This is a genomic window from Micromonospora sp. NPDC049139 (assembly GCF_055586845.1).
This window is the reverse complement of the sequence record NZ_JBVJHK010000011.1, coordinates 153,094-178,965: the sequence shown is the minus strand read 5'-3', so window position 1 is coordinate 178,965 and position 25,872 is coordinate 153,094. Positions and strand designations below refer to the sequence as shown.

Genomic DNA, 25,872 nt, shown 5'->3' with positions numbered 1-25,872 from the left:
TGTCAGGCGGGGACCGCCGCTGCGCTACACAGTGACAGTTGTCCCTGCCTCCCGGTGATGAGAGCGTGCGGGTTACCGCCAACGCCGCTGAGAGGGTGCGACGATGACCTCCGACGATCTGCTGGCCCGGCACCGGGCCGTGCTCCCGTCCTGGATGCCGCTCTACTACGACGAGCCGATCGAGCTGGTCTCCGGTTCGGGCCGCCGGGTCACCGACGCCCGGGGCCGCACCTACCTGGACTTCTTCGGCGGCGTGCTCACCTCGATGGTCGGTTACGACATCCCGGAGATCCGGGAGGCGGTCGAGCGGCAGCTCCGCACCGGCATCGTGCACAGCTCCACGCTCTACCTCATCCGACAGCAGGTCGAGCTGGCCGAGAAGGTCGCGCGGCTCTCCGGCATCCCGGACGCGCGGGTGTTCTTCGCCAACTCCGGCACCGAGGCGAACGAGGCGGCGCTGCTGTTCGCCACCAACCACCGCCGCTCGGCGCAGATCCTCGCGGTGCGCAACAGCTACCACGGCCGGTCGTACGCGACGATGGGCGTGACCGGCAACCGCGGCTGGTCGGCCAGCGCGCTCAACCCGCTCCAGGTGGCCTGGCTGCACTCTGGGGAGCGGCTGCGCGGCCTGCTCGCCCGGCTCGACGAGACGCAGCGCGTCGACGCGGCGGTGGAGGACCTGCGCGAGGTGCTCGCCACCCAGACCGCCGGCGACGTGGCCTGCCTGATCGCCGAGCCGATCCAGGGCGTCGGCGGTTTCGTGCACCCGCCGGACGGGCTCTTCGCCGCCTGGAAGAAGGTGCTCGACGAGCGCGGCATCCTGTTCGTCTCCGACGAGGTGCAGACCGGATGGGGGCGCACCGGCGAGCACTTCTGGGGCTACCAGGCGCACGGCGTCACCCCGGACCTGCTCACCTTCGCCAAGGGCATCGGCAACGGGTTCGCCCTGGCCGGCGTCGTGGGCCGGGCCGAGGTGCTGGAGTCCGTGCCGGCGATCAGCTTCTGCACGTTCGGCGGGAACCCCGTCTCCACCGCCGCCGGCAACGCGGTGCTGGACTACCTGCTCGACCACGATCTGCAGGCCAACGCGGCCCGCACCGGCGCGATCCTCGCCGACGGCCTGCGGGCCGCCGTGGGCGGTCTCGACTGCGTCGCCGAGGTACGCGGCAAGGGGCTGATGCTCGGCGTCGAGTTCGTCCGTCCGGGCACCGTAGAGCCGGACCCGGCGCTGACCGTCCGCGTCCTCGAGGCGTGCAGGGCGGGCGGGCTGCTGGTCGGCAAGGGCGGCCTGTACGGCAACGTGCTGCGGATGGGCCCGCCGCTGACGCTGACGGAGGACGAGGCCCGGGAGGGCCTGGCCGTCATGGTCGACGCCATCCGCTCCTGTGCGGCGGCGGCGGTCCAGGCATGAGCGCGGCGAACGGCGGGCCCGGCATGGACAGGGCGACCGCCCCGGAGCTGGCCACGGTGTCGCACTTCGTCGACGGCAAGCGGTTCGCCGGCACGTCGGCCCGGCACGGGGACGTCTTCGACCCGGCCACCGGCCGGCGTACCGGTCAGGTGGCGCTGGCCTCGGCGGCGGACGTCGCGGTCGCGGTGGAGGCCGCCGAGCGCGCGGCCCGGGCCTGGCGGGACGCGTCGTTGGCCCGGCGGACGGCGGTGCTCTTCGCCTTCCGCGAGCTGGTCAACGCCCGCCGCGGCCGGCTGGCGGAGGTGATCACCGCCGAGCACGGCAAGGTGCTCGCGGACGCCGCCGGCGAGGTGCAGCGCGGCCTGGAGGTGATCGAGTACGCCTGCGGCATCCCCTCGGCGCTGCGCGGCGGGTTCAGCGAGAACGTCTCCACCGAGGTCGACTCGTACAGCCTGCGCCAGCCGCTCGGCGTGGTCGCCGTGATCTCCCCGTTCAACTTCCCCGTCATGGTGCCGCTGTGGTTCGTGCCGGTGGCCGTGGCCTGCGGCAACGCGGTGGTGCTCAAGCCGAGCGAGAAGGACCCGAGCGCGGCGCTGCTGCTGGCCGAGTGGTTCGCCGAGGCCGGCCTGCCCGACGGGGTGCTGAACGTGGTCAACGGGGACGCCGAGGCCGTCGACGCGCTGCTGGACCACCCCGGCGTGAAGGCGGTGTCGTTCGTCGGGTCCACCCCGGTCGCCCGGTACGTCCACCAGCGCGGCAGCGCCGCCGGCAAGCGGGTGCAGGCCCTCGGTGGCGCGAAGAACCACATGGTGGTGCTGCCGGACGCCGACCTGGACCTGGCCGCCGACGCGGCGGTCAACGCCGGGTTCGGTTCGGCGGGGGAGCGGTGCATGGCGATCTCGGCGCTGGTCGTGGTGGAGCCGGTCGGCGACGCCCTGGTCGCCCGGATCGCCCAGCGGATGGCCCGGTTGCGCACCGGCGACGGCCGGCGCGGCTGCGACATGGGCCCGCTGGTCACCGCCGCACACGCCGAGAAGGTCCGCTCGTACGTCGCGGCCGGGGTGGCCGCCGGCGCGGTGCCGGTGGTGGACGGCCGCGACGTCGAGCCCGACGGCGACGCCGACGGGTTCTGGCTGGGCCCGACGCTGTTCGACCGGGTCACGCCGGACATGTCGATCTACACCGACGAGATCTTCGGCCCGGTGCTCAGCGTCGTGCGGGTCGGCTCGTACGACGAGGCGGTGGACCTGGTCAACGCCAACCCGTACGGCAACGGCACGGCGATCTTCACCAACGACGGTGGCGCGGCGCGGCGCTACCAGCACGAGGTGGAGGTCGGCATGGTCGGCATCAACGTGCCGATCCCGGTGCCGATGGCGTACTACTCCTTCGGCGGCTGGAAGTCCTCGCTCTTCGGGGACCTGCACGCGCACGGCGAGGACGGGGTGCGTTTCTTCACCCGGGGCAAGGTGGTGACCAGCCGCTGGCTGGACCCGCGCCACGGCGGGGTCAACCTCGGCTTCCCCACCCAGACCTGAGCAGCCGCAGGGCGCCGGACCCGGCCAGGTACGCCGCCAGCGCCGAGGCCGGCACCCCCAGCGACTCGGGGGCCGACTTCGGTGTCTCGGCGTTGACGACCAGGGCGTACACCACGGCGGCGAAACCGGCGCCGGTGACCGCGGCGCGGGCGGTGCCCCGCCACCCCGGACCGGCGGGCTGACCGGCGTCGTGCCGCTGACCGGCGTCGTGCGGCCGGCCGGTCGGCTCGGGGCCCTGGGTGGGCGCCCCGCCGCCGTCGGCGCGCCGGCGGTCCCGGCCACGGCCGGTCGGGCCGGTGCGGGCCTCGACGGGGCCGAAGACGGCGACCAGGACGGCCAGCACCACGGCCAGCATCAGCACCCAGGGCACCCGCCAGGCCAGCCAGGCGGCCGAGCCCACGGGCGGGGTCGGCAGCTCCCCGGCCGCGTCCAGCGCGCCGACCAGCAGGATCGCGGCGGTCAGGTGCCAGAGGAAGACGGTGAGCACGACCGCGTTCACCGCGATCACCGCCTGCCAGGGACGGGAGCGGCGCAGCCAGCGTTCCGCCGGGTCGCGCAGCAGCAGGATCAGCCCGAGCTGGGCCGTGGTCAGGGTCAGCAGCGCGAGGCTGGGCGGCGCGGCGTTGTCCAGCCGCTCGCCCGGCACGTTGAGCATGGCGACCGGGTACGGCCCGACGGTCAGCAGCACCGTCGCGGCCAGCCCGCCGAGCAGCGCCGTCCCGCCGGCCCGCCGCGACAGCGGCAGCCGGTGGGCCCGGACGCCGCGCCGAACGGGCGCGTCGGGGCGGGCGGGCGCGTCGGGGCGAACGGGCGCGTCGGGGCGGGCGGGTGGCTCGGCGCGGGCGTCGCGCCAGGCGAAGCCGAGCTGGTGGACGGCCAGCCACCCGAAGAGGTAGTTCGGCAACGCCAGCTCGGCCGGCCCCAGCGCGCGCCCCAGGTCGCCCGCCGCGACCAGCGCGGCCAGCGCGAGCGGGACGAGCAGGCCGAAGCGCCGGTGCAGGGCGTACATCGCCGGGGTCAGCGGCACCACCACGAGGTAGGCCGCGAGGAACCACAGCGGGATGGTGGCGAACCAGGCGACGGTACGCACCAGCGTCGCCTCGGCGCCGGCCAGCGACGCGACGGCGGAGCCGGCGGCGATCACCAGCAGCAGCGCGGTCGTGGGGCGCAGCAGCCGCGCGCCCCGGTCCAGCAGCCAGGAGACGGCGTCGCCGCCGGCCGCCCGGCGGGCCGTCAGCGAGGCGGCGTTGGCGTAGCCGCCGACCAGGAAGAACACCGGCATCACCTGGGCCACCCAGGTCAGCGGGTACGCCCAGGGCAGGTCCGGCAGCGCCGAGCGGGCCGTCGGTCGGCCGGTAGGGTCCTCACCGATGGCGGCCACCGCCCAGTGGCCGAGCACGACCATGACGATCGCGAGCGCCCGGAGCAGGTCGACGTAGCGTTCCCGACCAGCCGGCGTGTGTGCGGCGAGTTGCCGCAGACGGCGCATGGCCCCGAGGGTATGTCAGGCGCGAGCCGACCGGTGGTGATAACGGTTCGGTCTGCGGTCTTGAAGTCCGCCGGTTACTGCCGTAGAAATTCTTCAGCAACACTTAACAAACTGAAGACAACTTCCCCCTGTGCCTCGTGCGGCGGCCCGCCTTCCCCCATCCGGCGCCCGCCCGGACCCGATCCGAGGAGAGACCATGAACAGGCGTGACATCCTGCGGCGCAGCGCCGCCGCCGGCCTGCTGGCCACCCCTGCCGCCGGCCTGCTCGCCGGCTGCGCCACCGGAGGTGGTGGCGACGACAAGGGCGACGCCGGCACCTACAAGGGCACCAAGAGCGAGCAGAACCCCCTCGGGGTCAAGGAGGACGCGCCCCTCGAGGTGGTGATCTTCAACGGCGGCTTCGGCGAGGAGTACGCGAAGGCCCACGAGGCCATGTACACCGAGAAGTACCCGAAGGCGAAGATCAAGCACTCGGCGACTCAGGAGATCGGCAAGACGCTCCAGCCGCGCTTCGTCGACGGCACCCCGCCGGACGTGGTCAACAACTCCGGCAAGGACCAGATCGACTTCAACGGCCTGGTCTCCCAGAACGCCATCGCCGACCTGGGCGAGCTGCTCGCCGCGCCGAGCCTCGACGTTCCCGGCAAGACGGTCAAGGACACCCTGCTGCCGGGCGCCGTCGAGGTCGGCTCGTACGACGGCAAGTTCATGGTGCTGAACTACACCTACACCGCCTACGGCATCTGGCACTCCACGAAGCTCTTCGCGGACCGGGGCTGGGAGTACGCCAAGACCTGGGACGAGCACATCGCGCTGTGCAAGAAGATCAAGGCGGCCGGCATCGCGCCGTGGACGTACGCGGGCAAGCACCCCCGTTACATGAGCTGGCCGCTGATCGCCACGGCCATCAAGTTCGGCGGGGCGTCCGTCGCCACGGCGATCGACAACCTGGAGCCCAACGCGTGGAAGTCCGACGCGATGAAGGCCGCGGCGGACGCGTGGCACCAGATCGTCAAGGACGGCTACATCCTCGCCGGCTCGCCGGGCCTCGACCACGTGCAGTCGCAGACCGCGTGGTGCCAGGGCAAGGCCGCCTTCATCTCCTGCGGCTCCTGGCTGGAGAGCGAGCAGAAGAAGGTCACCCCCGAGGGCTTCAACATGACGATCCAGCCGACGCCCAGCCTGGGCAGCGGCGACAAGCTGCCGTTCGAGGCGATCCGCGGCACCGCCGGCGAGCCGTTCATGGTCCCGGCCAAGGCGAAGAACCTCGCCGGCGGCCTGGAGTACTTCCGGGTCATGCTGTCGAAGAAGGGTGCCCAGGACTTCACCAGGAAGGTCTCCAGCCTGACCGTGGTGGCCGGGTCGACCGAGGGCGTCGAGCTGCCGTTCGGCCTCAGCACCGTGAGCAAGGCGCTGGAGGCCTCCGGCAGCAACGGCTTCAACTGGGTCTACAACAACTACTACCGGAAGCTGGAGCGTGAGCTCGTCGACGCCGCGTGCGGCGAGTTCTTCAGCGGTCGGATCGGCCCGGCGGAGTTCCTCGACCTGTGCCAGAAGGGCGCCGACTCGATCGCCCAGGACAGCTCGGTCAAGAAGTACAAGCGGGCCGCGTGACATCCGGCCGGTGGGGGCCGATCCGCCCCCACCGGCCCACCGCTGTGGGAGTAGGTCCTTTCTCGTGAAACATGGCAAGTACCCGCTGATCATCACGTTCCTGGTGCCACCGCTGCTGCTCTACGGCATCTTCGTGCTCTCGCCGTACCTGCAGGCCTTCCAGATCTCGACCACCGACTGGCTCGGCTACTCGGCCGAGGCCAACTCCGTCGGCCTGGCCAACTTCGAGAGGCTGCTGGACGACGGTCGGGTGTGGAACGCCCTCAAGAACAACGCGTGGCTGCTCGCGGTGGTGCCGGTGGTGACCATCGGCCTCGGCCTCTTCTTCGCCACGATGCTCAGCATGGGCGGCCGCAAGGGCCGGGCGGGGGTGACCGGCGTACGCGGCACATCCGTGTACCGGATGGTCTACTTCTTCCCGCAGGTGCTCTCCGTGGTCATCATCGCCCTGCTCTGGAAAGAGGTCTACCACCCCAACAGCGGCCTGCTCAACGGTGCCCTCGGTGCCGTCGGCCTGCCCACGCCGGCCTGGCTGGGTGACCCCCGGTTCGCCTTCTGGTGCGCAATGGCGGTGATGATCTGGAGCAACGTCGGCTTCTACGTGGTGCTCTTCGGCGCGGCGATGTCGGCGATTCCGCGCGACATCTACGAGGCGGTGATGCTCGACGGGGCGTCGCGGTGGACCACCCTGCGCAAGATCACCATCCCGCTGCTCTGGGACACCGTGCAGGTTGCCTGGATCTACCTCGCGATCGCGGCCCTGGACGGGTTCATCCTGATCCAGCAGATGACCAACGGCGGCCCCAACTTCTCCTCCGACGTCATCGGCCTGCGGATGTACGAAACCGCGTTCGGCAGCGAGAGCAAGTTCGGTTATGCCTCGGCGATCGGCGTGGTGCTGTTGTTCCTGACCCTCTCGGTGGCGGTGCTGGCGCTGCGGGCCGCCCGGCGTGATCGGATCGAGTACTCGTGACAACCCTCGACAGGACCGCGCCCGACGGCACGGCCGTGGCGGACCGGCCGGCGCCGCGGGACCGGAAGCTCCGCCGCGATTTCGGCGTCGCCAACATCTTCTCGCACTGGTTCCTGCTGCTCTGGGGCGCGTTGACCGCGCTGCCGCTGCTCTGGATGTTCCTCAGCTCGTTCAAGAGTGACGGGGAGATCCTCTCCGACCCGTGGGGGCTGCCCGGCGCGCTGCGGTTCGAGAACTGGGCGCGGGCCTGGACCGAGGCGCACATCGGCCAGTACTTTCTGAACAGCGCGATCGTGGTGACCGGATCGCTCACCCTGACCATGCTGATGGGCGCCACCGCGGCGTACGTCTTCGCCCGTTACGAGTTCCGGGGCCGGCAGTTCCTCTACTACCTCTTCGTCGGCGGGATGATGTTCCCCGTCTTCCTGGCCCTCGTGCCGCTGTTCTTCGTGGTGCGCAACGCCGGCCTCTTCGGCACCTGGACCGGGCTGATCCTGGTGTACGCCGCCTACTCGTTGCCGTTCACCGTCTTCTTCCTCACCGCCTTCTTCCGGACCCTGCCGACCGCGGTCGCGGAGGCGGCGCTCATGGACGGGTGCGGTCACTTCCGGCTCTTCTTCCGGGTGATGCTGCCGATGGCGCGACCGGGTCTGGTCAGCATCGCGATCTTCAACTTTCTCAGTCACTGGAACCAGTTCATCCTGCCCCAGGTGCTGATGCAGGGCGACGACTCCAAGTGGGTGCTTGCGCAGGGGCTCGCCGCGCTGGCGGTCAGCCAGGGGTACCAGGGTGACTACAGCGGTCTCTTCGCGGGCCTGACCATCGCCACGCTGCCGGTGCTGGTCGTGTACATCCTCTTCCAGCGGCAGATCCAGTCGGGCCTGACCGCCGGCCAGCTCAAGTAGCCGCGTCCGTTACTGATCACCCGGTCGGGCGGCTGGCGCGGCTCGCTCCGTCGCCCTCCCGCCCCTGACCGACGGGCAGGAGGGCGACGGTCGGGGCGCTCCGCTCCGCCAACCTCTGGGACGAGGTGAAGGACCGGCTCGGCGCGCTCGCTGTCGAGCTGCCCCAGCGGTGGGACCACGCGAGGCCGGACGGCTCAAGCTGGCTGGCTCCGACGGGTGGCCGGACGGCTCGGTCCGGTGGCACCGATCGGTGGGCTTCGGGCGGTGGTCTCACAGACGGGGCAGCTCGACAGCGACCGCACGCCCTCCCGCCGCCGCCCACCTCACGTCACCGCACGCCCTCTCGCCGCCGCCGTCCACCTCACGTCACCTCGCCTCGCGCCACAGCCGCCGGCGCGAAGAGGCGGCGGGGCCGGGTCAGGAGGCCGGTCAAGGGTCAGGAGGCCGGGCAGGGGGCGGTCAGGGGGCCGGTGGCACCAGGCGGGCGTGCAGGGCGACCGGATCGGTCACCTCGGGCAGGTCGCGGGCGGCGAGCCACGCCGCCGCGGCCGCGCCGTCGCCGGCCGAGCACAGCACCGCGTCCGGCCAGCGTCGGGCGACCTCGGCCCGGACCGCGGCCGCCAGCGGGGTGCCGCCGGTCAGTAGCCCGCCGCCGAGCACGATCGGGGAGGCGTCGCCGGCCGGGCGGATCCGGGCGGTGCTCTCCGCCAGGTGGGCGGCGGCCTCGTCGATCAGCCCGCGGGCGACCGGCTCGCCGTCGACGGCGGCGGTGACCACCAGGGGCGCGAGCCGGGCCAGCTCCACCGGGGGGCGTCGGGTCACCGCCTGGACCAGCGCGTCGCCGGTGTCCCGGGGCCGGGGCGCCACCTCGGCGGAGCCGAGCAGATCGGTGAGCACCGCCCGCCCCAGCCGCCCCGGGGCCTGCCCCCGGTCCAGGTCGGACAGCAGCCGGCGGACCGCCTCCCGGCCCAGCCAGAAGCCGGAGCCGGCGTCGCCGAGCAGCCAGCCGTGACCGTCGGCGATCCGGTCCAGCCGCAGTTCGCGGACCTGTGCGGCGATCGCGCCGGTGCCGGCGATGACCACGGTGCCCTCGGGGCTCGCGGTGCCCGAGGCGTACGCGACCAGGGCGTCGCCGTGCACGTCGTACGGGCAGCGCAGGCCGGCGTCGCGCCAGGCCCGGTCGAAGGCGTCCCGGCCGGCGGGATCGGCGAGCAGCCGGCCGGCCCCCGCCAGGCCGATGGTGCCGGCCCGGACCCGGGTGGGGTCGACGTCGGCGAGCGCCTCCCGCAGGGCGGCCAGGAGTTCGCCGGCGGCCCGCTCGGCGCCGTGGCTGGTGGGGTTGCCGCCGCCGGCCCGGCCGGTGCCGAGCCGGCACCCGTCCAGGCTCAGGGCGGCCGCCCGGGTGGACGTACCTCCGACGTCGAGACCGACCACGACGGTGTCGGACATCGGCACCCACCTCCTTGATCAACGCCGCGTTCATGCTGGTCGGCCTCGCGGTGAAGGGCAAGGGCCGGGGCCTGTGGCGGGCTGTGCGCCAGGTAACAGTTTGAAAACTTCGCCCACGGTCTTGACACGGAGGGGCCTTCAGTAAGAACTTTTACCACTAACAGTAAATAATCTTTTCGGAAAGGCGTCCCATGGTTGATCACGAGGTGGACATCTCCGCGGGGACCGCGGTGGTCGACGCCGACGCGGTCGACCGGCGGGCCGCCCTCGGGGTCCCCTCCGACGGTGTGCTGGCACGGGTCCGGGCCGGCGCGGGTGAGCTGACCGGGGCGCTGCGCCGGGTCGCCGAACACGTGCTCAGCGACCCGGAGGCGGCCGCCCGGGCGACCATCGTCGAGCTGGCCGAGCGCAGCGGCACCTCCCCGGCCACGATCACCCGCTTCTGCCGGGCGATGGGCTTCGACGGCTACGCCGACCTGCGGCTGGGCATCGCCGCTGAGACCGGCCGGGCCCGCTCGGCGGGCTGGACCGTCGACATCGGACGCGAGATCCAGCCGAGTGACCCGCTCTCCCGGGTGCTCGACCAGATCATGGCCGCCGACACCCGCGCCATGCACGACACCGCCGCGCTGCTCGACCTCGCCGAGGTCGAACGCGCCGCCGTCGCCATCGCCGGGGCGTCCCGGGTGAACATCTTCGGCGCCAGCGGCAGCGCCCTCGTCGGCGAGGAGATGCAGTTCAGCCTGCACCGCATCGGCGTGGCGGCCTGGGCCTGGAACGACGTGCACGAGGGACTCGCCAGCGCGGCCCTGCTGCGCCAGGGCGACGTGGCGCTCGGCATCTCGCACGCCGGCCAGACCCGGGAGACCATCGAGATGCTCGCCGAGGCCGGCAGCCGGGGCGCGACCACCGTGGCGCTGACGGGCTTCCCGCGCTCGCCGCTGGCCGAGCTGGCCGACATCGTGCTGCTCACCGCCAGCCAGGCCACCACGTTCCGCCCCGACGCACTGTCGGCCCGGCACCCGCAGCTGGTCGTGCTCGACCTGCTCTACATCGCCGTCGCCCAGCGCACCCACGACCGCGCCCACGCGGCCTTCCGGCGCACCGCCCAGGCCGTCGACGGGCACAAGGCCGCCAAGGGGGCCACCGCATGATCAGCGCCCAGGGGTATGCCGAGGCGGTCCGTCCGGTGCTCGACCGGCTGGTCGACACCAGCGCCGACGGGATCCGCGTCGCCGCCGACCTGATCGCCACCAGCCTGCGCGCCGGCGGGGTGCTCCAGGCGTTCGGCGCCGGCCACTCCGAGGCGTTCGCCGGGGAACTGGTCGCCCGGGCGGGTGGACTCGTGCCCACCAACCGGCTCGCCATCCACGACCTCGTGCTGCACGGCGACGCCCCGCGCGACCTGCTCGCCGATCCGAAGCTGGAGCGCGACCCCGCCATCGCCCACCAGCTCTACGCGCTGGCGGCCCCGCAGCCGCAGGACGTGTTCGTGGTGGCGTCCCAGTCCGGCATCAACGGCTCGGTGGTCGAGCTGGCGGCGCTGGTCACCGACCGCGGCCACCCGCTGATCGCGGTCACCTCGATCGAGCACACCGCCCGGGTCGCCCCACGGCACCCGTCGGGCCGGCGGCTCGCCGATCTCGCCGACGTCGTGCTGGACAACGGCGCGCCGTACGGCGACGCACTGCTGCCGCTCGAGGGCGGCGGCGCGGTCTGTGCGGTCTCCTCGGTCACCGCGGCGCTGCTGGCGCAGCTGCTGACCGCCGAGGTCGTACGACGGTTCCACCAGGCCGGTGAGGTACCCCCTATCTACCTCTCCGCCAACGTCCCCGGCGGGGACGAGCACAACCACGCCCTCGAGTCGCGGTACGCCGGGCGTCTCCGGCGGACCGCCTGACCCGAACACCACAAGGAGAGACGACGATGTCGATTACCCCCGACAACTCGGCCGACCTGAGCCGCCGGACCGTGCTGCGCCGGGCCGCCGCGGTGGGCCTGCTCGCCACCCCGGCGGCCGGCCTGCTGAGCGCCTGCGCGACCAGCGGTGGCGACGAGAAGAACGAGCAGGTCGCGGGCGGCACGAAGAGCGCCACCAACCCGCTCGGCGTCCCCGAGGACGCCCCGATCGAGGTGGTCATCTTCAACGGCGGCTACGGCGAGAAGTACGCCACCGACGTGCACCAGCCGCTCTACAAGAAGGCGTTCCCGAAGGCCGAGGTCAAGCACCAGTCGACCCAGGCCGTGTCCACGGTGCTCCAGCCGCGGTTCGCCTCGGGCAACCCGCCGGAGTTCGTGAACAACTCCGGCGAGAAGCTGATGGACTTCGGCGCCCTGGTCGCCGACGGCCAGCTCCAGGACCTCACCGAGCTGTGGGACGCCCCGTCGGTCGACGACCCCAACAAGAAGGTCCGCGACACCGTGGTGCCGGGCACCGTCGAGGCCGGGTCGTTCAACGGCAAGCCGTACGTCCTGTACTACGTCTCCACCGTCTTCGGCATCTGGTACTCCGGCAAGCTGTTCAAGGACAACGGCTGGGCGCCGGCGAAGAACTGGGGCGAGTTCACCGCGCTGCTCGACCAGATCAAGGCCAAGGGCATCACGCCGTACGGCTACGCCGGCGCGAACGCGGCCTACTACCAGTGGAACGTGATCCTCACCCACGCGGCGAAGATCGGCGGCACGGACGTGCTGAAGAACATCGACAACCTGGAGGACGGCGCCTGGCAGCAGGACGCGGTCAAGCAGGCCGCCGAGGCGTGGGCCGAGATCGGCGCCAAGTACGTCGACAAGAGCTTCGAGGGACTCAAGCACACCGACGTGCAGCTGCGGCAGAACCAGTACAAGCTGGCCTTCTACCCCAGCGGCGACTGGCTGGAGGGCGAGCAGAAGAAGGACACCCCGTCCGGCTTCGAGTACCAGCTGATGCCGGTGCCGAGCCTGTCCGCCTCGGACAAGCTGCCGGCGACGGCGCTGCGGGCGACCGCCGGTGAGGGCTACTTCGTCTCGGCCAAGAGCAGGAACCCCAAGGGCGGCCTGGAGTACATGCGCCAGATGCTCTCGGTGGCCGGCGCGAAGGGCTTCACCGAGGTGGTCAAGGCCCCGACGGTGCTGACCGCCGGCTCGGCGGGCTTCGCCTTCCCGCCGGGTGTGGCCAGCTCGCAGGCCGCGCTCAAGGCCGCCGGCCAGGACGTGTTCAACCTGTACTTCGACGGCTGGTACAAGGAGCTCGACACGGAGGCGCGGACGGCCACCAACGAGCTGATGTTCGGCCGGATCAAGGCGGACGCCTTCGTGGAGCGGATCCAGAAGCGCGCCGACGCGATCAAGAAGGACAGCTCCGTCACCAAGTTCAAGCGCTGATCGAACGGAGCGTAGGGGTCATGCGGCACGGCAAGTATCCGTTCGTGATCGGGTTCCTCTTCGTCCCGGTCACCCTGTACGTGGTCTTCGTCATCGCGCCGTACGCGCAGGCGTTCCAGATCTCGATGACCAACTGGCGGGGGCTCTCCGCCCCGCAGTGGGTGGGCTTCGACAACTTCCGGAGGTTGTTCGACGACGACAACTTCTGGAAGGCGGTCCAGCACCACGGCGTACTGCTGCTTGCCCTGCCGCTGATCACCATCGCCATCGCGCTGTTCTTCTCGTTCCTGCTCAACGTGGGCGGCAAGAGCAGCGGGGGGCAGCGCCAGGGGGTCTGGGGGTCGAAGTTCTACCGGGTGGTGTTCTTCTTCCCCCAGGTCCTGGCGGTGGCCATCATCGCGGTGCTGTTCCAGACGGTCTACCGGCCCAACGAGTCCGGCCTGATCAACGGCGTGCTGATGAAGCTCGGCTTCGACCCGGTGCTCTTCCTGGTCCGGCCGAACCTGGCCCTCTGGTCGATCCTCGCGGTGCTGGTCTGGCAGGCGGTCGGCTTCTACGTGGTGCTCTTCTCGGCGGGCATGGCCTCCATCCCCGGCGAGATCTACGAGGCCGCCGAGATCGACGGCGCGAGCCGGGTGACGCTCTTCTTCCGGGTCACCCTGCCGCTGCTCTGGGACACCCTCCAGGTCGCCTGGGTCTACCTGGGCATCGCCGCGTTCGACGCGTTCGCCATCGTCTCCGTGCTCTCGGTGGACGGCGGCGGCCCGGACGGCGCGACCACCGTGCTGGCCATGGAGATCTACCGCAACGCCTTCGTCTACTCGAAGTACGGCTACGCCTCGGCCATGGGCGTGTCGCTGTTCTTCCTCACCATCACGTTCGCGGCGCTGACGCTGCGGCTGACCAAGCGGGAAAGCGTGGAGTACTGATGAACCCGCAGACGACGCTGCCGCCGACACCGGCGGCGCTACCGCCGAAGACCGTCAAGCCGGGCGCCGCGGGTGGGCGCGGGCGCGGGGGCCGACGCTCGGAGGCCCGGCTGTTCGCCGGCCTCGGGCACGTGGCGCTCGCGGTCTGGGCGGTGATCGTGATCGTGCCGATCCTCTGGACCTTCCTCGCCTCGTTCAAGAACACCACGGAGATCTTCAGCAGCCCGTGGACGCTCCCGGCGGAGCTGCGGTTCGAGAACTACGCCCGGGCGTGGAACAAGGCGAACGTCGGCCGCTACTTCCTCAACAGCGTGATCGTGGTGACGTGCAGCACCTTCGGCACCATGCTGTTCGGTTCGATGGCCGCGTACGTGCTGGCGCGCTACAGGTTCTGGGGCAACCGGGCGATCTACTACCTGTTCGTCTCGGGGCTGGCCTTCCCGGTCTTCCTGGCCCTGGTGCCGCTCTTCTTCGTGGTGAAGAACCTGGGGCTGCTGGACACCCACACCGGGCTGGTGCTGGTCTACATCGCCTACTCGCTGCCGTTCACGGTCTTCTTCCTGGCCGCGTTCTTCAAGACGCTGCCGGCGTCGGTCGCCGAGGCGGGGATGATCGACGGCTGCTCGCACACCCGGCTGTTCTTCCAGGTGATGCTGCCGATGGCCAAGCCGGGCCTGATCAGCGTGGGGATCTTCAACATCATCGGCCAGTGGGCGCAGTACCAGCTGCCGCTCGTGCTGCTCTCCAACGCCAAGGACAAGTGGGTGCTCACCCAGGGCATCGCGGATATCTCGGTCAACGCCGGCTACGAGGCCGACTGGTCCGGCCTCTTCGCCGCCCTGACCATCGCCATCCTCCCCATGATCGTCGTCTACGCGATCTTCCAGCGGCAGATCCAGTCCGGCCTCACCTCCGGCGCCGTGAAGTGACCTGACCCGGGCGGTCGACGCGGTGCCCGCCGACGTCGACCGCCCGGCCGGACGGGGCCGACGTCAGGAATGCCAGGAGCGCCAGAGAGCGGCGTACGGGCCGTCGGCGCGGATCAGCTCGTCGTGGCTGCCGAGCTCGGTGATCCGGCCGCCCTCCAGCACCGCCACCCGGTCGGCGTCGTGCGCGGTGTTGAGCCGGTGCGCGATGGCGATCACGGTCCGCCCGCCGAGCAGGGCGGCCAGGGCCCGCTCGGTACGCCGTGCCGTGGTCGGGTCGAGGGCGGCGGTCGCCTCGTCGAGGATCAGCGTGTGCGGGTCGGCGAGCACCAGCCGGGCCAGCGCGAGCTGCTGGGCCTCGGCCGCGCCGAGCGGATGCGCGCCGTCGCCGAGGCGGGTGTCGAGGCCGTCGGGCAGCCGGGTGTACCAGTCGGCGCCGACGGTGGCCAGCACCGCGCGCATCCGGTCGTCGGTGGCTTCCGGGGCGGCGAAGGCGAGATTGTCGCGCAGCGTACCGATGAAGACGTGGTGCTCCTGGGTGACCAGTGCGATGCGTCGCCGCCGCTCGGCCGGGTCCAGGTCGGTGACCGGGCAGCCGCCGACGCTGACCTGCCCTTCCCGGGGCGGGTCGATGCCGGCGAGCAGCCGGGCCAGGGTGGACTTTCCGGCTCCCGACGGCCCGACGACCGCCAGCCGCTCGCCGGGGCGCACCGCCAGGTCGATGCCGTGCAGCACGTCGGGCCCGTCCGCGTACCCGAACCGGGCGCCGCGCACGACCAGCCGTTCGCCGGCCGGCGCGGCGGCCCGGCCGGGCGACTCCGGTGGCACCTCGCCGACGCCGAGCACCCGGGCGAACGAGGCGAAGCCGCGTTGCGCCTGCTCCGTCCACTGCAGGATCCGGTCCAGCGGGTCGATCGCCTGTTGCAGGTAGAGCGCCGCGGCGACCACCGCGCCGAGCGACACATCGCCCCGGGCGAGCAGGAAGCCACCGGCCAGCAGCACCGCCGCGACGGGCAGCGGGTAACTGGCCTCGATCGTGGGGAAGAAGACGGAGCGCAGCGCGAGGGTGGCCCGCCGGGCCGACCACACCCGGGCGATGCGCGCGTCGCCGTGCCCGACCCGCTCGTCGGCGAGGCGGAACGCCTCGACCGTACGGGCGCCCTCGGCGGTGCTGGTCAGCGTCTCGGTCAGCTCGGCGGCGGCCGCCCCCTCGGCCAGGTAGGCGGGGCTGGCCCGCCGCAGGTACCAGCGGGTCACCCCCACGATCGTCGGCAGCCCGGCCAGCGCGGCCACCCCGAGCACCGGGTGCAGCAGGAAGACCGCCCCGAACAGCAGCGTCAGCTGCACCGAGGCGATGACGATGGTGGGCACCACGTCCCGGACCGTGATGCCGACGGTGGCCACGTCGACCGAGCTGCGGGTGGCCAGCTCCCCGGACCCGGCCCGTTCGACGACGGCGACGGGGAGGTTCAGCGTCCGGTCGACGAACTCCTCGCGCAGCCGGGCCACGGCCCGCTCGCCGAAGCGGTGGCCGGCGTACTGCGCGAAGCGCGACAGCAGCGTCTGCACCAGCACGCAGGCCACGATCGCCAGGGCGAGCCGGTCGACGGTGCCGACGTTCGTCCCGCCGGAGACCCGGTCGACGACGGCGCCGAGCAGCCACGGCGGGGCGAGCCCCGCGACCGTGGCCGCGACGTGCAGCGCCAGCACGGCGGCGACGGCGCGCCGGTCCCGGCTGATCAGCTCCCGCGTCGCCCGGCGTACGGCGGCCCGGTCGGCCACCGGCAGCCCGTTCACCGCGGCACCCGATCGGCGTCGGCGTCGTCGCGCGCCACCAGCCGCCGGTAGCCCGGGTCCGCCGCCAGCAGGTCGGCGTGCCCGCCGGCGCCGACGACCCGCCCCGCGTCCAGGTGTGCGACCCGGTCGGCCCGCCCGAGCAGCAGCGGCGAGGTCGTGAACACGACGGTGGTACGGCCGGCCCGGGCCTCCCGCAGCCGCGCGGCGATGCGCGCCTCGGTGTGCGCGTCCACCGCCGAGGTCGGCTCGACGAGGATCAGCACCTCCGGGTCGGCGAGCAGGGCCCGGGCCAGCCGCACCCGTTGCCGCTGACCGCCGGAGAGGGACCGGGCCCGGGTGTCCAGCGGGGTGTCGAGCCCGTGCGGCAGCGCGTCGACCACGTCCTCGGCCGACGCGGCGTGCAGAGCGGCGCCGATCCGCTCGTCGTCGGCGTCCGGGCGGGCCCCGCGCAGCGTCTCCCGCAGCGTCCCGGCGAACAGGTGCGCGTCGTGGTCGGCGAACAGGATGCGAGTTCGCACCTCGTCGAGTCCGACGCCGGTCAGCGGTGCCCCGCCCCAGGTCACGTCGCCGACGACGTACCGGCCGAGCCGGTCGGCCAGCGCGACGGCGTCGGCCGGGTCGGTGGCGGCGACCGCGGTGAATCGGCCGGCGGGCACGGTCAACGCGCTCGCCGGGTCGTGCAGGTCGGCGGGGCCGGCCGGGGCGGCGGCCCGTGTCGGCCGCCGGGCGTCGGGAACCGGTGCCGCGCCGGGGGCGCACGGCAGGACGCGCGGGCCGCCGACACCGTCCGGCGTCACGGCGAGCAGGGCGATGATCCGACGGGCGGCGACCCGGCCCCGGATCAGCAGGTGGCTGCCCTCGAGCAGGAACCAGACCGGCACGATGAGCGTGGCGACGTAGCCGTAGACGGCGACCAGCTCCCCGACGCTGATCTCGCCGGTCACCGCCATCCGGGCCGCCAGCCACACCACCGCGGCGAGGAACAGCCCGGGGACGGCGACCGTGGCCGCGTCGATCCAGCTGTTCACCGCCCCCACCCGGTAGCCCTCGGCGAGCAGGTCCCGGGACCGGGCGGCGTACCGGCGGGCGAACAGGCCCCGGCCGCCCACCCCGGCGAGCACCCGCAGCCCGGCCACGATGTCGCCGGAGCGGGCGGTCAGCTCGCCCTGCTGCTGCCGGTAGGCCGACTCCACCCGCTCCAGCCGGCGCAGCAGGGGGGCGACGACCAGGCCGACCATCGGCACGCCCACCAGCACGCAGAGCGCGAGCAGGGGCGAGATCGACCAGAGCACGACGGCGACGACCGCGTACGCGACCACCGCGCCGACGCCGGGTCCCGTGATCGTCAGCACCTCCGCCGCCCGGTCGACGTCGGCGCCGCCGACCGTGGCCACCTCGCCCGCCGCGCTGCGGCGGGGCAGCACCGCGCCGACCCGGGACAGGTGGCGCAGCACCACGGCGGACGACCGGGCCTTCGCGTCCTCCCGGATGAAGGTCATCGTGCGGTGCCGCATGATGCCCAGGTAGGCCAGCGCCGCGCCGGCGACGACGATCGCCGCCACCCACAGGGTCAGGGCCCGGGTGTCGCCGGCACGCAGCCCGTCGTCCACGGCCCGGGAGATCAGGTAGGGCCGGACCGACAGCCCGGTCATCCAGGCCGTGCCGAGCAGGCCGCCGCGCAGCACCCGCCACGGCTGGCAGCGGGTCAGCCACCACAGGTACCGCAGCGGCCCCCTGGTGTCCGGAATTCCGGGGTCGGGATGAGGGATCCGTGGTGGCACCCGCCCACGCTACCGAGCAGGCTGTCGCCGCATCGACCCGTTTCCACCGTCGACGTAGCGTTGACGTGTGACACCGGAGATGGGTCAGTTGGCCGAGATCCGAGCTGCCCGTTGCCGACTCGACGAGCAAGAGTTGGAGCTCATCGACCGCGCCCGCTACCAGGGTGCTACATGGGCGCAGATCGCTGCCGCGCTGGGACTCGGTAGTCGGCAGGCCGCGGAGCAGCGTCGCCAACGTCTGGCGGCAGCCCGATGGTCCCGGCGGCAGAACCTCGATCTTCACTATTCGCCGCGGATCGCGGCGTTGCGGACCGCGATAGCGGATCTTCATCGCTGGATCGATGTGGATCGAGGTTGGGATACCCGGTTCCGGCGGGCGGCGCTCGTACGAAGTACGGCAGAGGCCGCGCTCGATGCCGTTCCGGGCTCGCTCTACGCGCTGGCATCGCATGTCGCCGCCGACCTCGCCGAGGTGGGGTGCCAACGGTTGCCGAGGCCCGTTCGAGCGGTCGCCGCGAGCCTGGAGGCGGGGCTGTCAACGAAAGCTTGACAGCCGCCCGCGGCATTGCCTCGCTGAGGCTCAAGTAATGAGGATGAGTCACCTCGGCTCAACCTTGGAGGCCTCATGCGCCGCAATGCTGGACTGTTCGTGGCGATATCGCTGCTGTCGGGCTTCGGTGGCAGCGTCATGTCCCTGGTAGCCGGGATCTGGCTCCTCGACCTCACCGGTTCCAGCAGCCTCGCGGCCCTCGCCGGGCTGTGCGTGTATGCCCCGGTACTTGCTGGCCCGTGGCTGGGAGGTCTCTTCGACCGGGCGCCGGCGCGACCACTGATCATCGCAGTCAACCTCACGTTGGCCGCCGTTCTGCTGAGTCTGTTCGCGGTGCGGGGACCCGGCGAAACCTGGCTGATCTTCGCCGTCCTGTGCGCCTACGGGCTCGGCCACGTGCTGATTGACGCGGGCGAGACCGCGCTGCTGCCGTCATCGCTGTCACCTACGGAACTCGGCCATGTCAACGGCTGGCGTTCGAGCGCTCAGGAAGGCATGAAGCTCGTGGCTCCACTGGCCGGCGCGGGCCTCTACGCATGGCACGGTGGTCACGTGGTGGCCGTCCTCAGCGCGGCCGCGCCCGTCCTGGTCGCCATCCTGTACGCGAGAGTGCGACTGACCCGTACGCCAGCCGACCGTCCGCAGCAGCGGCAGCGCGGCCTCCGCGCAGGGCTCGCCATCCTGTTCGGGCAACCGGTGGTGCGCGTCACCGTCGCACTCGCCGCAGTGTCCATTGCCATGTCCGGCTTCACGACCGCGGCCGTCTACGCGATCGTCATCGGGGTGCTTGGCCTGCCGCCTGCGTTCCTCGGCGTGCTGGCCGGTGCCCAGGGCGCCGGGTCCATCCTCGGCGGACTGATCGTCGGCCCACTCATCGCCCGTCGGGGCCCAGTTGCTGTCGGCATCGCCGGCACGGTGCTGTTCGCAGCCGGCTGCCTGGCACGCTGCCTGCCCTGGTGGCCGGTCACGGTTGCCGCCTCGGTGGTCGCCGGCATCGGCCTGCCCTGGACCCTGGTCGCAGCGGTGACCGCAGTGCAGACGCACACACCGACGGCGTTGCTCGGGCGAGTCGCCGCGACGGCCAACACCGTGATGTTCGGGCCGATCGCTCTGGCGATCCCGCTCGGCTCCGCGGCTGTTCACCTCGGCAGCCGCCCGTCACTCATCGCAGCTGCCGGGATCTGCCTGACTTCTGCCGTTGCCACCTTCTACCGCTCACCGATGCGGCGGAGCGTAACCGCGTCCACCAACGGCTTCGGCAGCCAACCCCGCCCACCTGTGCGGTCACAACGGTAGACGTTGTGGCGGTGGGGTGGGTCGCGGGGAGTGTCGTAGGAACGAGGCAGAATCGCGTTCGTGCTGGTGGCGGTGGTGTCGGATGAGCGGGGCGGGGGAGCCCTGCAACCCCTCGACGCTGCCGGGGCTCCTGTCGGCCCGGTCGAGCCGGCGGCCGACCTGGCCGCCGCGGTGGCCGCGCGCGAGCGGGCCGCCCAGCCGCGCTGGGTGTGGGCGTCCGGCGCCACGGTCTACCCTGCGCTGCTGCGCGCCGGGGTGCGGGTGGAGCGCTGCCACGACGTGGAGCTGACCGAGGCCCTGCTGCTCGGGCACGCCGGCCGCTGGGGCGAGCCCCGCGCGCTCGCTGCGGCGTGGGCACGGCTCACCGGGGCGCCGGTGCCGGCCGACCCGCCGCCGCGCCCGGCCGCGCCGCCCGGCCACGGCCAGGGCGCGCTCTTCGACGCCCTGCCCGGTCCGCCGGGCCCCGGCATGGAGGCGCTGACCCGGGTGTACGCCGACCAGCTCGCCCGGATCGCCGCGACCGAACACCCCGGCCGGTTCCGGCTGCTGGTCGCCGCCGAGTCGGCCGGCGCGCTGATCGCCGTGGAGATGGGTGCCGCCGGGTTGCCCTGGCGGGCCGAGGTGCACGACGAGATCCTCGCCGAGCTGCTCGGCGAGCCGTCGCCCGTGGGCGGCCCGCCGCGCCGGCTGGCCGAGCTGGCCGCCCGGATCGCCGACGCGTTCGGCGTACGCCAACTGCACGCCGACTCCCCGGCGGAGCTGTTGCGGGCGTTCGCCCGGGCGGGCGTGGAACTGCCCAACACCCGCGCCTGGGTGCTGCGGGGGGTGGACCACCCGGCGGTGCCGCTGGTCCTGGAATACAAGGAGCTGTACCGGATCTGGACGGCACACGGCTGGGCCTGGCGCGACGCCTGGGTGCGCGACGGGCGGTTCCAGCCGGAGTACGTCCCGGGCGGGGTGGTCTCCGGCCGGTGGGCCACCCGGGGCGGGGGCGCGTTGCAGATCCCCAAGGTGATCCGGCGGGCGGTGGTCGCCGACCCGGGCTGGCGGTTCGTGGTCGCCGACGCGGGCCAGTTGGAGCCGAGGGTGCTGGCCGCGGTCTCGGGCGACGCCCGGCTCGCCGCGGCCGGCGGCGCCGGCGACCTCTACGCCGCCCTCGCCCAGGACGCCTTCGCCGGTGACCGGGCCCGCGCCAAGGTGGCCCTGCTCGGGGCCATGTACGGGCAGACCGGCGGGTCGGCGGTGCCGGCGCTGGCGGTGCTGCGGCGCAACTACCCGACCGCCTTCGGCTACGTCGAGGCGGCCGCCCGCACCGGCGAGGCCGGCGGGCTCGTGCGTTCCTGGCTGGGGCGCACCTGCCCGCCCGGCACGGCGGGGTTCGGCGACGGCGAGGAGGCCGACCCCGACGGCGGCGGCGACCCGCAGTCGCCGCGTGCCCGGGCGGCCCGGTCCCGGGGGCGGTTCACCCGCAACTTCGTCATCCAGGCCACCGCCGCCGAGTGGGCCTCGACCCTGCTGGCGACGCTGCGCGGCGGGCTCGCCGGCACCCGTGCCGAGCTGGTCTTCTTCCAGCACGACGAGGTGATCGTGCACTGCCCGGCGGAGCAGGCCGGCGCGGTCGCCGAGGCGGTCACCCGCGCCGGCGACCGGGCCGGTGCCCTGCTCTTCGGCGACACCCCGGTCCGCTTCCCGCTGGATCTGTCCGTCGTCGACTGCTACGCGGACGCGGCGTGACGGGGCCCGCCGGTCAGGAGACGGCTGATCCGGGGTTGGCGGCGTCCCACGTCCGACGGGACTCGGCGATCGCGTCCTTGTGGGCCAGCGACCAGTCGGCCAGCTGCCGGACGAGGTGGGTCAGGCTCCGGCCGCGCGCGGTCAGCTCGTAGGTCACGGTCACCGGGACGGTCGGGTACGCGGTGCGCAGCACCAGGCCGTCGCGTTCCAGGCGGCGCAGGGTCAGGGTGAGCATCCGTTGCGAGATGCCGTGGATGCCCCGCTGTAGCTCCCGGAACCGCCGGACGCCGGAGGAGAGTTCGACGATCGCGAGCACCGACCACTTGTCGCCGATGCGGTCGAGCACGTCGCGGATTCCGCAGTCCGGATGCTCGGGCAACCCGCACGGTGCCAGCGCGTCGGTTACCGCCGTGTGCCCTGCCGACATGGAAGTGCCTCCTTGTGCCCGGTTCCGTGGTTCCCGACGATGAGGTTAGTTCCGATTCGGTACCACGCGGAAGGCTCATCATGCTGCTGGTCACCGGTGCCTCCGGGCACCTGGGCTCCCTCATCCACGCCGGTCTGGCCGAGCGGGGCCTGGCCCCGCTCGCCGGCACCCGTACCCCCGGCCGCTTCGCCGACGCCGGGCGGCACGTGGACTTCGACGACCCGGCGGGGCCGGACCTCGCGGGCGTACGTGTCCTGGTGCTGGTCTCCGCCGGCTACGGCGAGGACGACGTGGTCATCGCCCGCCACGAGCGGGTGATCGCGGCGGCGGAGCGGCACGGGGTGGACCACGTGGTCTACACGAGCCTGGTCGGGGCCGGCGACCACCTGGCGTTCGCGTTGGCGCACCGGTGGACGGAGCGCCGCCTGCGGGAGAGCCGGCTGGGCTGGACGATCCTGCGCAACGGGCTCTACGCGGAGCTGTTCGGCCAGTTGGCCGCCCCCGTCGGCGGCGCGGTGACCGCCCCGTTCGGCGCGGGTGCGTTGGCGGCGGTGGCCCGGCAGGACCTGGCCGACGCGGCCGTCCGGGTGGCCGCCGACCCCGCCGCCCACCGCCACCGCACGTACGAGCTGACGGGGCCCGTCGCGCTCACGGCGGCCGGTCTCGCCGCCGCGCTGGAGGTGCCCTACCGTCCGGTGTCGCTGGGCGAGCGTCGTGCCGCGCTGGCGGGCCCGGGCCTGCTGCCCTTCCAGCCGGCGATGCTCATGTCGATCTACTCTGCCACGGCGGGCGGGTTCCTCGCCGAGACCCACGGCGACCTTGCCCGCCTGCTCCCGCGTCCACCCCGTGACCCGATGCCGGTCGCGGTCGCCGCCGCGAGGGCGTCGTCCTGATCGGCCGGACAGTCCGTGGCGGGCGATTCGGCGGGGTTGCCGGTTGGTAACAGTTGCACTATTTTCCCCTTTCGCCCCGCTACCCGGCTCGCCGCCTCCTCGTTGCTCCCGATGTCCGTACGACGGAGCGGGCCGTGCCCTCGCGTCACGGTCCGCTCCATGGTGGAGGGGGCCCAGCTGAACCGGATCGCAGGAATGATCATCGCCGCGGGCGGGGGACGCCGCATCGGTGGCCCGGAGGCCCTGCTGCACCAGGGAGAGAAGCCGCTGGTGGACCAGATGATCGACACGATGACCGAGGCGGGCTGCGAGCAGATCGTGGTCGTGCTGGGCGCGGCGGCCGACCAGGTCCGCGAGACGGCCGACCTGAGTCGGGCCACGGTGGTGATCAACCGGGCGTGGGGCACCGGCGTCGGCTCGTCCATCCGGGCCGGCCTGGCCGCGCTCGACGACGAGGGGATCGAGGCGGTCGTGGTCGTGCCGGTCGACATGCCCGGCCTCACCGCCGCCGCCGTCCGCCGGGTGATCGCGCTGCCGTACCCCGACGTGCTGGTCTGCGCCACGTACGCCGGGCTGCGCGGCTACCCGATGCTGTTCGGGCGCCGGCACTGGTCCGGCATCGCGACCCTGGCCAGCGCGGACGTCGGCGCCCGGCCCTACCTGCTGGCCCACAAGGACCAGATCGTCGACATCTCCTGCGACTCGGTCGCCGACGGCAGCCGGGTCGACACCCCGGAGCTGATGGCGCTCTACGGGCTGACGGTCCCGCCCCAGCGGGTCGGCGTCTAGATGCCCCGCCCACGACGTCGGTGACGGTGTCTGGTCAGCGCCGGAAGGGGCGACCGTGAAGGCGTTGGTGTGGCAGGGCGCCGACGAGCTCGCCGTGGCGCGGGTGCCGGATCCGCAGTTGCGCAACGAGCAGGACATGATCGTCCGGGTACGGAAGACGGCCACCTGCGGCTCGGACCTGCACCTGCTGGACGGCTACATCCCGTTCATGGAGCGGGGTGACGTGCTGGGCCACGAGTTCCTCGGCGAGGTGGTCGAGGTCGGCCCGCAGGTGCGCGAGCACAGGGTGGGCGACCGCGTGGTGGTCTGCTCCTTCGTCGCCTGCGGGCGCTGCTGGTACTGCCGGCAACAGCAGTTCTCGCTGTGTGACAACGGGAACACCAACCCGGCCGTCACCGAGGGCGGGTGGGGCTTCGCGCCGGGCGGGTGCTACGGCTACTCGCACGCCCTGGGCGGTTTCGCGGGCAGTCACGCCGAGTACGTCCGCGTCCCCTACGCCGACCACGGGGCCTTCACCGTCCCGGACGGCGTCAGCGACGAGCGGGCCGTGTTCGCCTCCGACGCCGCCCCGACGGGTTGGATGGGCGCCGATCTCGGTGGCGTCAAGGCCGGCGACGTGGTCGCCGTCTGGGGCGCCGGCGCGGTCGGGCAGTTGGCGGCCCGCGCAGCCGTCCTGCTCGGCGCGGAGCGCGTCGTCGTGATCGACCGGATGGAGTACCGGTTGCGGATGGCGCGGGACCACCTGGGGGTGGAGACGCTCAACCACCAGACCCAGGATGTCGGCGGTGAACTGCGGGAACGCAGCGGCGGACGCGGACCCGACGTGTGCATCGAGGCCGTCGGCACGCAGGCCCGCAGCAGCGGCCCGCAGTTCCTGTTCGACCAGGTCAAGCAGCAGCTTCGCCTCGAATCGGAGCGTCCCGTCGCCGCCCGCGAGGCGATCCACCACTGCCGCAAGGGCGGAAGCGTGTTCCTCCTCGGCGGCTACGCCGGCCCGGTCGACAAGTTCCCGCTCGGGGCCGTGACGAACAAGGGTCTCACCCTGCGCGGCGCTCAGCAGCACGGACAGCGCTACATTCCGATGCTGCTGGAGCGCATGGCCCGCGGCGAGCTCGTCACCGAACACCTCGCGACCCACACCATGCCGCTCGCCGACGCCCCGCAGGGCTACCACCTGTTCAGGAACAGGCTCGACGGCTGCGTACGGGTCGTCTTCGAGCCGGCAGGGTGACCGCGACACCCGAAGCGGGCCGGCGCACCGCCGCCCACCCGGGCGCCAGGCGTGACATCGCTCCTGCCCGTCGGCGACGTGCCCCGTGTCAGGTGGGGCCGCGACGCGGGGACGCACGACGGGCGGTCCTTCCGATACCGTCGGCGGGGCGCGGCGCGGCGCCGCTCGCCGACGCGGGCCGGGGGAGCCCGCCGGCATCGGGGGAGGTTCCATGATCGGCACGGTGGCCCGGTACGTCGCCGGGGCGGTGGCCGCCTGGCTGGTGTTCGTCGTCGAGGCGGTGGTCTGCTACCTGGCGCTGTTCGCGTACGCGCTGGTCACGGGTGCCCCCCTGGGCAGTCCGTTGGCCGGGCCGTTCTGGGTGCTGGTCGCCGCCCTGCTGGGCGCCGCGCTCGTGCCGCTGGCGGTGGCGCCGGCCGTCGTGATCGCCGACGCCGCCGCGAGCCGCCACGGGCCGGTGGCCCGCACGCTGGCGGCCTGCGCCGTCGCCGTGGTGATCGTCGGGCTGTACGTCGGCGGCGTCGCGGCGGTCACGGAGACGGCCGTCACCGACGCGGTGCTGGCCTGGCCGCTCACGACGGCGGCGCTGCTCTGCCCCGTCGTGGCCTACGCCGCCGTCGTGCACGGCTCGCCGGCGGCGACCCGGCTCCTGCCCCGCTGGCGCCGCACCGATCCCTCCGACACCGTGGCCGCCCAGCAGTCGCCCGCCGGCTCCGAGGGCCCGGTGCCGGCGGCCCCCCGGGCCGACCACGCCGACCGGCCCTGACGGTGACCGG

The 25,872-nt window shown here is 73.0% G+C and carries 22 protein-coding genes; 17 read left to right on the top strand and 5 right to left on the bottom strand.

The window, feature by feature from the left end; genetic code table 11:
- Positions 1-103 precede the first annotated feature (103 nt).
- On the top strand, positions 104-1,411 hold the full coding sequence (locus ACZ6Q9_RS19995) for an aspartate aminotransferase family protein (protein WP_393458161.1): 1,308 nt from the start codon (positions 104-106) through the stop codon (positions 1,409-1,411).
- Positions 1,412-1,434: 23 nt separating this feature from the next.
- Entirely contained in the window at positions 1,435-2,949 is a 1,515-nt protein-coding gene (locus ACZ6Q9_RS19990) for a CoA-acylating methylmalonate-semialdehyde dehydrogenase (protein ID WP_396827571.1), read from the top strand.
- On the opposite strand, the gene ACZ6Q9_RS19985 is transcribed toward ACZ6Q9_RS19990, so the two are convergent.
- Positions 2,921-4,438, bottom strand: coding sequence for an acyltransferase family protein (locus ACZ6Q9_RS19985; protein ID WP_393268076.1), 1,518 nt, complete (start codon positions 4,436-4,438; stop codon positions 2,921-2,923). The two genes, ACZ6Q9_RS19990 and ACZ6Q9_RS19985, sit on opposite strands and share 29 nt — an antisense overlap.
- A 196-nt stretch (positions 4,439-4,634) precedes the next feature.
- Between ACZ6Q9_RS19985 and ngcE (ACZ6Q9_RS19980) the strand changes: the two genes are divergently transcribed.
- The 3 genes from ngcE (ACZ6Q9_RS19980) to ACZ6Q9_RS19970 all read left to right on the top strand — a co-directional run bounded on the left by ngcE (ACZ6Q9_RS19980) (position 4,635) and on the right by ACZ6Q9_RS19970 (position 7,931).
- On the top strand, positions 4,635-6,053 hold the full coding sequence (gene ngcE / locus ACZ6Q9_RS19980; protein WP_393268078.1) for an N-acetylglucosamine/diacetylchitobiose ABC transporter substrate-binding protein: 1,419 nt from the start codon (positions 4,635-4,637) through the stop codon (positions 6,051-6,053).
- Between the two features lie 64 nt (positions 6,054-6,117).
- A complete protein-coding gene (locus ACZ6Q9_RS19975) occupies positions 6,118-7,026 on the top strand; it encodes a carbohydrate ABC transporter permease (RefSeq protein ID WP_393268081.1) in 909 nt (302 codons plus the stop codon).
- The gene (locus ACZ6Q9_RS19970) at positions 7,023-7,931 is read left to right on the top strand and encodes a carbohydrate ABC transporter permease (RefSeq protein ID WP_396827309.1); all 909 of its coding nucleotides are present in this window, start codon (positions 7,023-7,025) and stop codon (positions 7,929-7,931) included. Before ACZ6Q9_RS19975 ends, ACZ6Q9_RS19970 begins: the two co-directional genes overlap by 4 nt.
- Before the next feature lie 459 nt (positions 7,932-8,390).
- Here ACZ6Q9_RS19970 and ACZ6Q9_RS19965 read toward each other — a convergent pair whose 3' ends face one another.
- Positions 8,391-9,380: an N-acetylglucosamine kinase gene (locus ACZ6Q9_RS19965; RefSeq protein ID WP_396827307.1), complete on the bottom strand. Its 990-nt coding sequence runs from the start codon at positions 9,378-9,380 to the stop codon at positions 8,391-8,393.
- Positions 9,381-9,571: 191 nt separating this feature from the next.
- Between ACZ6Q9_RS19965 and ACZ6Q9_RS19960 the strand changes: the two genes are divergently transcribed.
- From ACZ6Q9_RS19960 to ACZ6Q9_RS19940, 5 genes are read left to right on the top strand one after another with little or no spacing between them, the layout of a single operon-like run.
- Positions 9,572-10,534 carry a MurR/RpiR family transcriptional regulator gene (locus ACZ6Q9_RS19960; RefSeq protein WP_393458173.1) on the top strand — a complete coding sequence of 321 codons (963 nt, stop codon included), beginning with the start codon at positions 9,572-9,574 and terminating at the stop codon, positions 10,532-10,534.
- A complete protein-coding gene (locus ACZ6Q9_RS19955; RefSeq protein WP_393268092.1) occupies positions 10,531-11,280 on the top strand; it encodes a sugar isomerase domain-containing protein in 750 nt (249 codons plus the stop codon). The genes ACZ6Q9_RS19960 and ACZ6Q9_RS19955 overlap by 4 nt, the downstream gene beginning before the upstream one ends.
- A 26-nt stretch (positions 11,281-11,306) precedes the next feature.
- A complete protein-coding gene (gene ngcE / locus ACZ6Q9_RS19950; protein WP_396827304.1) occupies positions 11,307-12,743 on the top strand; it encodes an N-acetylglucosamine/diacetylchitobiose ABC transporter substrate-binding protein in 1,437 nt (478 codons plus the stop codon).
- Between the two features lie 20 nt (positions 12,744-12,763).
- Positions 12,764-13,672 carry a carbohydrate ABC transporter permease gene (locus ACZ6Q9_RS19945; RefSeq protein ID WP_396827302.1) on the top strand — a complete coding sequence of 303 codons (909 nt, stop codon included), beginning with the start codon at positions 12,764-12,766 and terminating at the stop codon, positions 13,670-13,672.
- The gene (locus ACZ6Q9_RS19940; RefSeq protein WP_396827300.1) at positions 13,672-14,601 is read left to right on the top strand and encodes a carbohydrate ABC transporter permease; all 930 of its coding nucleotides are present in this window, start codon (positions 13,672-13,674) and stop codon (positions 14,599-14,601) included. The genes ACZ6Q9_RS19945 and ACZ6Q9_RS19940 overlap by 1 nt, the downstream gene beginning before the upstream one ends.
- Before the next feature lie 63 nt (positions 14,602-14,664).
- Here the strand turns inward: ACZ6Q9_RS19940 and ACZ6Q9_RS19935 are convergent, their stop codons facing one another.
- Positions 14,665-16,395, bottom strand: coding sequence for an ABC transporter ATP-binding protein (locus ACZ6Q9_RS19935; protein ID WP_396827299.1), 1,731 nt, complete (start codon positions 16,393-16,395; stop codon positions 14,665-14,667).
- Positions 16,392-18,080 carry an ABC transporter ATP-binding protein gene (locus ACZ6Q9_RS19930; protein WP_466021421.1) on the bottom strand — a complete coding sequence of 563 codons (1,689 nt, stop codon included), beginning with the start codon at positions 18,078-18,080 and terminating at the stop codon, positions 16,392-16,394. The genes ACZ6Q9_RS19935 and ACZ6Q9_RS19930 overlap by 4 nt, the downstream gene beginning before the upstream one ends.
- A gap of 163 nt (positions 18,081-18,243) precedes the next feature.
- Between ACZ6Q9_RS19930 and ACZ6Q9_RS19925 the strand changes: the two genes are divergently transcribed.
- The 3 genes from ACZ6Q9_RS19925 to ACZ6Q9_RS19915 all read left to right on the top strand — a co-directional run bounded on the left by ACZ6Q9_RS19925 (position 18,244) and on the right by ACZ6Q9_RS19915 (position 21,756).
- Complete coding sequence (locus ACZ6Q9_RS19925; RefSeq protein WP_393458189.1) at positions 18,244-18,726, top strand: hypothetical protein; 483 nt, start codon at positions 18,244-18,246, stop codon at positions 18,724-18,726.
- Positions 18,727-18,801: 75 nt separating this feature from the next.
- Complete coding sequence (locus ACZ6Q9_RS19920) at positions 18,802-20,022, top strand: MFS transporter (protein ID WP_396827295.1); 1,221 nt, start codon at positions 18,802-18,804, stop codon at positions 20,020-20,022.
- Between the two features lie 60 nt (positions 20,023-20,082).
- Positions 20,083-21,756, top strand: a complete 1,674-nt coding sequence (locus ACZ6Q9_RS19915; RefSeq protein ID WP_393458195.1) for a bifunctional 3'-5' exonuclease/DNA polymerase — start codon at positions 20,083-20,085, stop codon at positions 21,754-21,756.
- A 13-nt stretch (positions 21,757-21,769) separates the two neighbouring features.
- Here ACZ6Q9_RS19915 and ACZ6Q9_RS19910 read toward each other — a convergent pair whose 3' ends face one another.
- Positions 21,770-22,183, bottom strand: coding sequence for a winged helix-turn-helix transcriptional regulator (locus ACZ6Q9_RS19910; RefSeq protein ID WP_393268104.1), 414 nt, complete (start codon positions 22,181-22,183; stop codon positions 21,770-21,772).
- 80 nt (positions 22,184-22,263) lie between these two features.
- Here ACZ6Q9_RS19910 and ACZ6Q9_RS19905 point away from each other — a divergent pair, with 80 nt between their 5' ends.
- From ACZ6Q9_RS19905 to ACZ6Q9_RS19890, 4 genes are all read left to right on the top strand, one after another.
- A complete protein-coding gene (locus tag ACZ6Q9_RS19905; RefSeq protein ID WP_393458198.1) occupies positions 22,264-23,076 on the top strand; it encodes an NAD(P)H-binding protein in 813 nt (270 codons plus the stop codon).
- Positions 23,077-23,271: 195 nt separating this feature from the next.
- Positions 23,272-23,865: a nucleotidyltransferase family protein gene (locus tag ACZ6Q9_RS19900; protein ID WP_393268287.1), complete on the top strand. Its 594-nt coding sequence runs from the start codon at positions 23,272-23,274 to the stop codon at positions 23,863-23,865.
- A gap of 55 nt (positions 23,866-23,920) precedes the next feature.
- Positions 23,921-25,096: a zinc-dependent alcohol dehydrogenase gene (locus tag ACZ6Q9_RS19895; RefSeq protein WP_393458201.1), complete on the top strand. Its 1,176-nt coding sequence runs from the start codon at positions 23,921-23,923 to the stop codon at positions 25,094-25,096.
- Positions 25,097-25,307: 211 nt separating this feature from the next.
- Positions 25,308-25,862 (top strand): hypothetical protein, encoded by a 555-nt coding sequence (locus ACZ6Q9_RS19890; RefSeq protein WP_393268111.1) that lies wholly within the window; start codon positions 25,308-25,310, stop codon positions 25,860-25,862.
- The last annotated feature ends 10 nt before the right edge of the window (positions 25,863-25,872 follow it).